Genomic DNA, 10,145 nt, shown 5'->3' on the forward strand with positions numbered 1-10,145 from the left:
AGAGGATCCAGCTATGAGTAGCGGACGTATCGTTCAAATCATCGGCGCCGTTATCGACGTGGAATTTCCACGCGACAGCGTACCGAGCATCTACAACGCTTTGAAAGTACAAAGCGATGCCGGCACCACTCTGGAAGTTCAGCAGCAGCTGGGCGATGGCGTGGTTCGTACCATTGCAATGGGTTCCACCGAAGGCTTGAAGCGCGGTCTGGAAGTCACTGACTCTGGCGCAGCCATCTCCGTACCAGTCGGTAAAGCGACCCTGGGCCGGATCATGGACGTCCTCGGTAACCCGATCGACGAAGCTGGCCCGATCGACACCGAAGAGCGCTGGGGCATTCACCGTCCTGCGCCAACCTTCGCTGAACAAGCGGGCGGCAACGACCTGCTGGAAACCGGCATCAAGGTTATCGACCTGGTTTGCCCGTTCGCCAAGGGCGGTAAAGTCGGTCTGTTCGGTGGTGCCGGTGTAGGCAAAACCGTAAACATGATGGAACTGATCCGTAACATCGCCATCGAGCACAGCGGTTATTCCGTGTTCGCCGGTGTGGGTGAGCGTACTCGTGAGGGTAACGACTTCTACCACGAGATGAAGGATTCCAACGTTCTGGACAAAGTGGCACTGGTTTACGGTCAGATGAACGAGCCGCCGGGTAACCGTCTGCGCGTAGCACTGACCGGCCTGACCATGGCCGAGAAGTTCCGTGACGAAGGTAACGACGTTCTGCTGTTCGTCGACAACATCTATCGTTACACCCTGGCCGGTACTGAAGTATCCGCACTGCTGGGCCGTATGCCTTCCGCAGTAGGTTACCAGCCGACCCTGGCCGAAGAGATGGGTACTCTGCAAGAGCGCATCACTTCGACCAAAAACGGTTCGATCACCTCGATCCAAGCGGTATACGTACCTGCGGATGACTTGACTGACCCGTCGCCAGCGACCACTTTCGCCCACTTGGACGCCACCGTCGTTCTGTCCCGTGACATCGCTTCCCTGGGTATCTACCCAGCGGTCGATCCACTCGACTCGACTTCGCGCCAGCTGGATCCGAACGTGATCGGCCAGGACCACTACGACACCGCTCGCGGCGTTCAGTACGTTCTGCAGCGTTATAAAGAACTGAAGGACATCATTGCGATCCTGGGTATGGACGAGCTGTCGGAAACCGACAAGCAGTTGGTAAACCGTGCTCGTAAGATCCAGCGCTTCTTGTCGCAGCCGTTCTTCGTGGCTGAAGTCTTCACCGGTGCTTCGGGTAAATACGTTTCCCTGAAAGACACCATTGCTGGCTTCAAAGGCATCCTCAACGGTGACTACGACCACCTGCCAGAACAAGCGTTCTACATGGTCGGCGGCATCGAAGAAGCGATCGAGAAAGCCAAGAAACTGTAATCCCGGCGCCCGGCAACGGGCGCTAATTTAGGTTGAGGCAATCAGATGGCTATGACAGTCCATTGCGATATCGTCAGCGCGGAAGGGGAAATCTTTTCCGGCCTGGTCGAGATGGTGATTGCGCACGGTGCACTGGGTGATCTTGGTATCGCCCTGGGTCACGCGCCGCTGATCACTAATCTGAAACCAGGTCCTATCCGCCTGATCAAGCAGGGCGGGGAAACCGAGGTGTTTTACATCTCCGGTGGTTTCCTCGAGGTTCAGCCGAACATGGTCAAGGTTCTTGCCGACACCGTGCAACGTGCTGCCGACCTGGATGAAGCCTCCGCTCAGGAAGCCGTTAAGGCTGCCGAGAAGGCCTTGCATGAACGTGGTGCAGAATTCGATTACGGTTCTGCTGCCGCACGTCTGGCCGAGGCGACAGCTCAGCTGCGCACCGTCCAGCAGATCCGCAAGAAGTTTGGCGGTTAATCCGTCATCGACTTGTTGTGCGATTGATTAAAAAGGGTAGCCTCGGCTACCCTTTTTCTTTTCCGACTTTCATAATCTGGTCGCAGTTGCTGACCACCCAGGATTGGTAGCCAGTCATGTCTCTCGAAATCGTTATCCTCGCTGCGGGCCAAGGCACTCGCATGCGTTCGGCATTGCCCAAGGTCCTGCACCCGATTGCCGGCAACTCGATGCTTGGCCATGTTATCCACAGCGCCCGGCAACTTGATCCACAGCGCATCCATGTGGTGATCGGCCACGGCGCCGATGCCGTGCGTGAGCGCCTGGCAGCGGATGACCTGAATTTCGTGCTGCAAGACAAGCAACTGGGCACCGGTCACGCGGTGGCCCAGGCCGTACCGTTCATTACCTCCGATACCGTACTGATTCTCTACGGTGACGTGCCGCTGATCGAAGTCGAAACCCTGCAACGCCTGCTCAAGCAGGTGGCGCCGCAGCAGTTGGGCTTGCTCACCGTCGAGTTGGATGACCCGACTGGCTACGGCCGTATCGTTCGTGATGCCGGCGGCAAGGTCACGGCCATCGTCGAGCAGAAAGATGCCAGCGAAGCCGAACGCGCGATCACCGAAGGCAACACCGGGATTCTGGCTGTACCGTTTGAGCGTCTGGGTGACTGGATGAGCCGGCTCTCCAACAACAATGCACAGGGCGAGTACTACCTGACCGACGTGATTGCGATGGCGGTCAGCGATGGTCTGGTGGTGGCCACTGAACATCCTCACGACGCCATGGAAGTGCAGGGCGCCAACGACCGCATACAACTCTCGGAGCTTGAGCGTCACTATCAGTTGCGCGCCGGCCGGCGCTTGATGGCTCAAGGCGTGACCCTGCGCGATCCGGCCCGTTTCGATGTGCGCGGTGAGGTGACCATTGGTCGTGATGTGCTGATCGACATCAACGTGATCCTCGAAGGCAACGTTGTTATCGAAGACGACGTGGTGATTGGCCCGAACTGCGTGATCAAGGACAGCACCTTGCGCAAAGGCGTGGTGATCAAGGCCAACAGTCACATCGAAGGCGCGATTATGGGTGAGGGCAGTGATGCCGGTCCGTTCGCGCGTTTGCGTCCAGGTACGGTGCTGGAAGCACGAGCCCATGTGGGTAACTTTGTCGAACTGAAAAACGCGCACTTGGGCGAGGGCGCCAAGGCCGGTCACCTGACGTACCTGGGCGATGCCGAAATCGGCGCCCGGACCAACATTGGTGCCGGCACCATCACCTGCAACTACGACGGTGCGAACAAGTGGAAAACCGTGTTGGGTGAAGATGTGTTCATTGGCTCCAACAACTCGTTGGTGGCGCCTGTGGATATCTCGTCGGGGGCTACCACTGCGGCGGGTTCGACCATTACCCAGAATGTGGATAACGCACAGTTGGCAGTGGGTCGGGCACGGCAGAAGAACATCGATGGCTGGAAGCGGCCTGTAAAAATCAAAAAGAGCTGAGTTATCCACAGTTCATAAGATCAAAAGATCGCAGCCTTCGGCAGCTCCTACGGGGTGAGCGTAAATCCCGTGTAGGAGCTGCTGGAGGCTGCGATCTTTTTTGTGTTATCCACAGATCTTTTTTCTTGCTCTGGCTTGACGAAGTTTCGCCAATAGGTTTTGATTGCTTACGTTATCTTTCGAATCGAAACTTACCAGCCCATGTCGAAGCGCAATACACCACAACGCCGCCACAACATCCTTGCCTTGCTCAACGAGCAGGGGGAAGTCAGTGTGGATGAATTGGCCAAGCGTTTCGAAACCTCGGAAGTTACGGTTCGCAAAGACTTGGCTGCACTTGAAAGCAATGGCCTGCTGCTACGCCGCTACGGTGGCGCGATCACCATGCCGCAGGAACTGGTCGCTGACCTTGGCCAGCCGGTTTCCAAGTACAAGCAAGCCATTGCTCGCGCCGCGGTCCTGCGGATTCGTGAGCATGCACGGATCATCATCGACAGCGGCAGCACCACCGCCGCCATGATCCCGGAACTCGGCCAGCAACCCGGCTTGGTGGTGATGACCAATTCCTTGAATGTCGCCAGCGCCCTGAGCGAACTGGAGCACGAACCGGTATTGTTGATGACCGGCGGCACCTGGGATCCCCATTCAGAGTCCTTTCAAGGGCAGGTGGCCGAGCAGGTACTACGCTCTTACGACTTCGACCAACTGTTCATCGGTGCCGACGGCATCGATCTGGTACGCGGCACCACGACCTTCAACGAACTACTGGGACTGAGCCGGGTCATGGCTGAAGTCGCCCGGGAAGTGGTGGTGATGGTCGAGGCCGACAAGATCGGCCGCAAGATTCCCAACCTGGAGCTGCCCTGGAGCAGCGTCCATACCCTTATTACCGATGATCGCTTGCCGCTTGAGGCACGGGATCAGATTCAGGCCCGCGGTATCAATTTGATTCTCGCGGCTGTCAGTCAGGAGAAATAGCATGTGTGGAATTGTCGGCGCAGTCGCAGAACGTAACATCACCGCCATCCTGCTCGAAGGCCTGAAGCGCCTGGAATACCGTGGCTATGACAGCGCTGGTGTCGCGGTCTTCACCAATGACGGAATGCTTGATCGCGTCCGTCGTCCGGGCAAGGTCAGTGAGCTGGATCAAGCCCTGGCCGAAGCGCCGCTGATCGGTCGTCTGGGCATCGCCCATACCCGTTGGGCCACCCATGGTGCCCCTTGCGAACGCAATGCCCACCCGCATTTCTCCGGGCAGAACCTGGCCGTGGTGCACAACGGCATCATCGAGAACCACGAAGCCCTGCGCGAACAATTGAAAGCCCTGGGTTACGTGTTTTCCTCCGACACTGACACCGAAGTCATCGCCCACCTGCTGGCGCACAAACTCAAGGACCTGCACGACCTGACCGTAGCCCTTAAGGCCACCGTCAAAGAACTGCACGGTGCTTATGGTCTGGCGGTTATCAGCGCCGACCAGCCGGATCGTCTGGTTGCCGCCCGCAGCGGCAGCCCGCTGGTGATCGGTCTGGGCCTGGGGGAAAACTTCCTCGCTTCCGACCAATTGGCCCTGCGCCAGGTCACCGACCGCTTCATGTACATGGAAGAAGGCGACATCGCCGAGATTCGTCGCGACAGCGTACAAATCTGGGACATTAACGGCAAAGCCGTTGAGCGCGAAGCCGTGCAGTACCGCGACAGTGCCGAATCGGCCGAGAAGGGCGAGTTCCGCCACTTCATGCTCAAGGAAATCCATGAGCAGCCTTCAGTCGTGCAACGCACCCTGGAAGGGCGCCTGAGCCAGCAACAAGTGCTGGTGCAAGCGTTCGGTCCACAGGCTGCCGAGCTGTTCGCCAAGGTTCGCAACGTGCAGATCGTCGCCTGCGGCACCAGCTACCACGCCGGTATGGTTGCTCGTTACTGGCTCGAAGAGCTGGCCGGTATTCCGTGCCAGGTCGAAGTCGCCAGCGAGTTTCGCTACCGCAAAGTGGTGGTTCAGCCCGACACCCTGTTCGTGACCATCTCCCAATCCGGCGAAACCGCCGACACCCTGGCCGCCCTGCGTAACGCCAAGGAACTGGGTTTCCTCGCCAGCCTGGCAATCTGCAACGTCGGGATCAGTTCACTGGTGCGTGAATCCGACCTGACCTTGCTGACCCAGGCCGGTCGCGAAATCGGCGTGGCCTCGACCAAAGCCTTCACCACTCAATTGGTCGGCTTGTTGCTGCTGACCCTGTCCCTCGGCCAGGTACGCGGTACCTTGGCCAAAGGTGTCGAAGCCACCCTGGTGGAAGAACTGCGTCGCCTGCCAACCCGCCTGGGCGAAGCCCTGGCAATGGACAGTACCGTGGAAAAAATCGCCGAACTGTTCGCCGACAAGAACCACACCTTGTTCCTGGGCCGTGGCGCGCAATACCCGGTGGCGATGGAAGGGGCTCTGAAACTCAAAGAGATCTCCTACATCCACGCCGAAGCCTACCCGGCCGGCGAACTGAAACACGGCCCGCTGGCGCTGGTGGATAACGACATGCCAGTGGTCACCGTGGCACCGAACAACGAACTGCTGGAGAAGTTGAAATCCAACCTCCAGGAAGTCCGCGCCCGTGGCGGCCAGTTGATCGTCTTCGCTGACGAGAAAGCCGGCATGGTCAATGGCGAAGGCACTTACGTTGTACAGATGCCGCACATCCACGACATCCTGTCGCCGATCCTCTACACCATCCCGCTGCAGTTGCTGTCGTACTACGTGGCGGTGTTGAAAGGCACGGATGTGGACCAGCCGCGTAACCTGGCGAAGTCGGTGACGGTGGAATAAGTTATCCACAGGTGATGTAACAGCAAAAGATCGCAGCCTGCCGCAGGCTGCGATCTTTTGGTTTTCAATTGAGGACACACCGATGGACCGCTTCCAGGAAATGCAGGTCTTCGCCGCCGTCGCCCAGGAGCAAGGCTTCTCGGCGGCGGCGCGGCGTTTGGGGATGTCGGCGGCCAGTGTCACCCGCGCGGTGGCGGCGCTGGAGAAACGCATCGGCACCTTGCTGCTGACGCGCACCACCCGCAGCGTGCACTTGAGCGAGGCCGGTCAGCGTTACCTTGAAGACTGTCGCAGAATTCTCGCCGAGGTGCAGGAAGCCGAGGATTCGGCGGCAGGTAGCCACGCGCAACCCCGTGGGCAGTTGACGATCACCGCGCCAGTGTTGTTCGGCGAGTTGTTCGTCACGCCGGTAATGGTGCGTTACCTCGATCAATTCCCTGAAGTGATGATCAACGGCTTGCTGGTTGATCGTGTGGTGAGCATGGTTGAGGAGGGCATCGATGTCGCGGTGCGCATTGGCGAGCTGCCCGACAGTAATCAGCACGCCATTCGGGTGGGTGAAGTGAGACGAGTGATCTGTGCTTCGCCCGGTTATCTGCACGCGCATGGTCGTCCTCGGCATCCCGAGGAGTTGTCCGGCGCGCCGGTTGTCGCCACCTCGTCCATCGGCCAACTCAGGAACTGGCCCTTCCTCGATAAAGGTCAGCCAATTAGCGTTCGCCCGGAACCGCGCCTGGTGGTCACCGCCAATCAGGCTGCGATTACCGCCGCGTGCCTCGGCCTGGGGTTTACCCGCGTGCTGTCCTATCAGGTGGCGGGCAAAGTCGCGGCCGGTGAGTTGGAAATCGTCCTGGCTGACTTCGAACTGCCGCCTCTACCGATCCACATCGTCTACCAGGGCGGGCGCAAAGCCCCGGCGCGGATCCGCAGCTTTGTGGATTTTATGGTGAGGGCGCTGCGTGAACATCCCGCCTTGGGGTAAGCGCAGAACCTGTGGGAGCGGGCTTGCTCGCGAAGGCAATTTCATATTCTCCAAAGATGTTGACTGATCGTCCGTCTTCGCGAGCAAGCCCGCTCCCACAAGGATCGGTGCTGGGCTTGGGGTTTATTGCATTGGCTGAAATAATGGATTGCGTTTGCTGGTTATTCTGTTGTTTTTGTGAAGGGCGGAAGATGGCGGCCATCGGTGCTGATCATTGTCTGAACGGCGCCACCACCCAGCGGAGTCGATCATGCACGCCATCAAGCTCTACAACTTCCCTCGCTCCGGCCACGCTCACCGTGCCGAGTTGATGCTTTCCCTGTTGCAACTGCCGACTGATTTGATCTTTGTTGACCTGGCCAAAGGCGAGCACAAACAGCCGGAGTTCCTGGCGCTCAACTCGTTTGGCCAGGTGCCGGTGCTGGATGATCAAGGCGTAGTGCTGGCGGATTCCAACGCAATCCTGGTGTACCTGGCGCAGAAATATGGCAACGGTCGCTGGCTGCCGACCGACCCGGTCGGTGCCGCCAAGGTTCAGCGCTGGTTGTCGGTGGCGGCTGGGCAGATTGCCTTCGGCCCCGCCAGAGCGCGGCTGATCACGGTGTTTGGTGCGCCTTACAATGCTGAAGAAGTGATCGCTCGTTCACACGACCTGCTCAAAGTGATCGATCAGGAGCTGGCCAACAGCACCTATCTGGTGGGCAACGAGCCGACCATCGCCGACGTCGCGGCCTACAGTTACATCGCCCATGCGCCGGAAGGCAACGTGTCCCTGGAGGACTACGCCAACGTCCGCGCCTGGCTGGCGCGGATCGAAGCCTTGCCCGGGTTTGTCGGCATGCCGCGCACCGTCGCCGGTCTGCAACAAACCGCCTGATGCTTGCGGCCCGACCGTGTCGGGCCGTCCACATTGCACCTCGGGAGATGCTGTTATGGAACATTCACCGTGGCACGCCGGCGAGCGGCAGTTGCAGGAACACGTGGGTGTTGCCGAGCGAATGGAAACCCTCGGTCACAGGGTGATTCGCAGCGAGATGCCAGACCAGCATCGCCAGTTCTATCAGCAACTGCCGTTCATGCTGTATGGCGCGGTCGATGCCAACGGCGAACCGTGGGCGAGCATCCTCGAAGGGAAACCCGGCTTCGCGCATTCTCCTGCGCCTACAGGGTTGCAGTTCGATAGCCTGCCGGCGGCCGATGATCCTGCGCAATTGCACGCCGGGGACGCGATTGGTCTGTTGGGCATCGAATTGCACACCCGGCGGCGCAACCGGCTCAATGGCCGGGTCGGTGCCATGACCGCGAGCGGCTTCGGTGTTTCGGTGCAGCAGTCCTTCGGCAACTGCCCGCAATACATCCAATTGCGCCAGTTTCATTCGGTGGCGCTGGCGGATCCTTCGACCCGCGTCGCGCAGCACCTCAACGCACTGGATGACGCTGCCAAAGCGATGATTGCCGAGGCGGATACCTTCTTTGTCGCCAGTTATGTGGACCTCGACGGTCAACGCTCGGTGGACGTGTCTCATCGTGGTGGCCAGCCCGGTTTCGTGCGCATTGAAGGCAATCGCCTGACTATTCCGGACTTCGCCGGCAACCTGCACTTCAACACCTTGGGCAACCTGCTGCTCAACCCTCGGGCCGGTTTGCTGTTTATCGACTTCAAAACCGGCGACCTGTTGCAACTCAGCGGTCGCACTGAAGTCATCCTCGGCGGCCCGCAGGTCGAAGCCTTTCAGGGCGCCGAGCGCTTGTGGACGTTTGACGTTGAACGCCTGGTGCGGCGGCCTGCGGCGTTGGCCCTGCGTTGGCGGTTCGATGGCATGTCGCCCAACAGCCTGATGACCGGCACTTGGACGCAGGCGGCTGCTCGTCTGCAAGCCCAGGCGTTGGGTGATGCCTGGCGGCCGCTGCGAGTGGTGCGGATCGAAGCCGAAAGCCAAAGCATTCGCTCGATTTATCTGGAGCCTGACGACGGTATCGGGCTGCCGGTGTTCCAGGCCGGGCAGCATTTGCCGCTGCGTTTTAAGGTGGGCGGCGAAACACATATCCGTACCTACAGCCTGTCGAGTGCGCCGTCCGATGACTTCTTCCGCATCAGCGTGAAGCGTGATGGCCTGGTGTCGACCCATGTGCATGACGAGATTCATGTCGGCGACGTGCTGGAAGCCCGCGCGCCTCAGGGGCATTTCACCGTGGCGCCCGATGAGCGTCGGCCTTTGGTGCTGTTGGCCGCCGGGGTCGGCATCACGCCGTTGCTGTCGATGGTGCGCGAGGTGGTTTATCAAGGCTGGCGCACGCGGCACATCCGGCCGACCTGGTTCTTCCAGAGTTCGCGGACCCTGGCCGATCAACCCTTTCGTTCCGAGCTGGACCGCTTGCTTGAAGGTGCCGGTGACACAGTTCGCATGCTGCGCCTGCTCAGCCAGCCGGAGCCCGAGGCGCGGGAGGGCGAAGACTTCGACCTGAGCGGACGCATCGACACGGCACTGCTGCAAACGATCCTTGAGGTCGAAGACTACGATCAACTGGATTTTGTCCTCTGCGGGCCAGGCGGTTTTACCCAAGGGCTGTACGACAGCCTGCGGGAATTGGACATCCGCGATTCAAGGATTCACGCCGAAACCTTTGGCCCGTCGACGCTGCGTCGGCGCCCGGATACTGATGCGATCGTCATCGAACAACCCCCGGCCGCAACGACCTCGGTGCCGGTGGTGTTCCAGCGCTCGGCCAAAGAAGCACGCTGGCAACCGGATGGCGGCAGTTTGCTGGAGTTGGCGCAAAGCCGCGGCTTACGCCCGGAATTCAGTTGTCGCGGTGGGTCGTGCGGGACCTGCAAGACCCGATTGATCAGCGGCCAGGTGAATTATCCACAGCCCCCGGCTGCGGTGACGGAGGAGGGGCTGGTGCTGATTTGTTGTGCTATTCCGGCCAAGGGTTCCGAGCCGTTAGTGCTCGACCTATAACCACCGCAATACCCCTGTGGGGCTTCAGAGCAGGGGG

The 10,145-nt window shown here is 59.8% G+C and carries 8 protein-coding genes; all 8 read left to right on the top strand.

The features are described from left to right. Positions 1 to 13 precede the first annotated feature (13 nt). The 8 genes from atpD (at position 14) to JFV26_RS24625 (ending at position 10,108) form a co-directional block, all read left to right on the top strand. Positions 14 to 1,393 (top strand): F0F1 ATP synthase subunit beta, encoded by a 1,380-nt coding sequence (gene atpD, locus JFV26_RS24590; RefSeq protein WP_201196056.1) that lies wholly within the window; start codon positions 14 to 16, stop codon positions 1,391 to 1,393. Positions 1,394 to 1,438: 45 nt separating this feature from the next. Continuing rightward, the gene (locus tag JFV26_RS24595; RefSeq protein WP_201115593.1) at positions 1,439 to 1,864 is read left to right on the top strand and encodes a F0F1 ATP synthase subunit epsilon; all 426 of its coding nucleotides are present in this window, start codon (positions 1,439 to 1,441) and stop codon (positions 1,862 to 1,864) included. Between the two features lie 116 nt (positions 1,865 to 1,980). Then, positions 1,981 to 3,348 (top strand): bifunctional UDP-N-acetylglucosamine diphosphorylase/glucosamine-1-phosphate N-acetyltransferase GlmU, encoded by a 1,368-nt coding sequence (glmU, locus tag JFV26_RS24600; protein WP_201196057.1) that lies wholly within the window; start codon positions 1,981 to 1,983, stop codon positions 3,346 to 3,348. A 201-nt stretch (positions 3,349 to 3,549) separates the two neighbouring features. Beyond that, positions 3,550 to 4,326, top strand: coding sequence for a DeoR/GlpR family DNA-binding transcription regulator (locus tag JFV26_RS24605; protein ID WP_201196058.1), 777 nt, complete (start codon positions 3,550 to 3,552; stop codon positions 4,324 to 4,326). Position 4,327: 1 nt separating this feature from the next. Beyond that, the gene (gene glmS / locus JFV26_RS24610; RefSeq protein WP_201196059.1) at positions 4,328 to 6,163 is read left to right on the top strand and encodes a glutamine--fructose-6-phosphate transaminase (isomerizing); all 1,836 of its coding nucleotides are present in this window, start codon (positions 4,328 to 4,330) and stop codon (positions 6,161 to 6,163) included. Between the two features lie 82 nt (positions 6,164 to 6,245). Then, positions 6,246 to 7,145 (top strand): LysR family transcriptional regulator, encoded by a 900-nt coding sequence (locus JFV26_RS24615; protein WP_201196060.1) that lies wholly within the window; start codon positions 6,246 to 6,248, stop codon positions 7,143 to 7,145. A gap of 250 nt (positions 7,146 to 7,395) precedes the next feature. Continuing rightward, positions 7,396 to 8,022, top strand: a complete 627-nt coding sequence (locus JFV26_RS24620; RefSeq protein ID WP_201196061.1) for a glutathione S-transferase family protein — start codon at positions 7,396 to 7,398, stop codon at positions 8,020 to 8,022. A gap of 55 nt (positions 8,023 to 8,077) precedes the next feature. Continuing rightward, positions 8,078 to 10,108: a 2Fe-2S iron-sulfur cluster-binding protein gene (locus JFV26_RS24625; RefSeq protein ID WP_201196062.1), complete on the top strand. Its 2,031-nt coding sequence runs from the start codon at positions 8,078 to 8,080 to the stop codon at positions 10,106 to 10,108. Positions 10,109 to 10,145 lie beyond the last annotated feature (37 nt).

This window comes from Pseudomonas sp. TH31 (assembly GCF_016650815.1).
In the GTDB taxonomy this organism is placed as follows: Bacteria; Pseudomonadota; Gammaproteobacteria; order Pseudomonadales; family Pseudomonadaceae; genus Aquipseudomonas.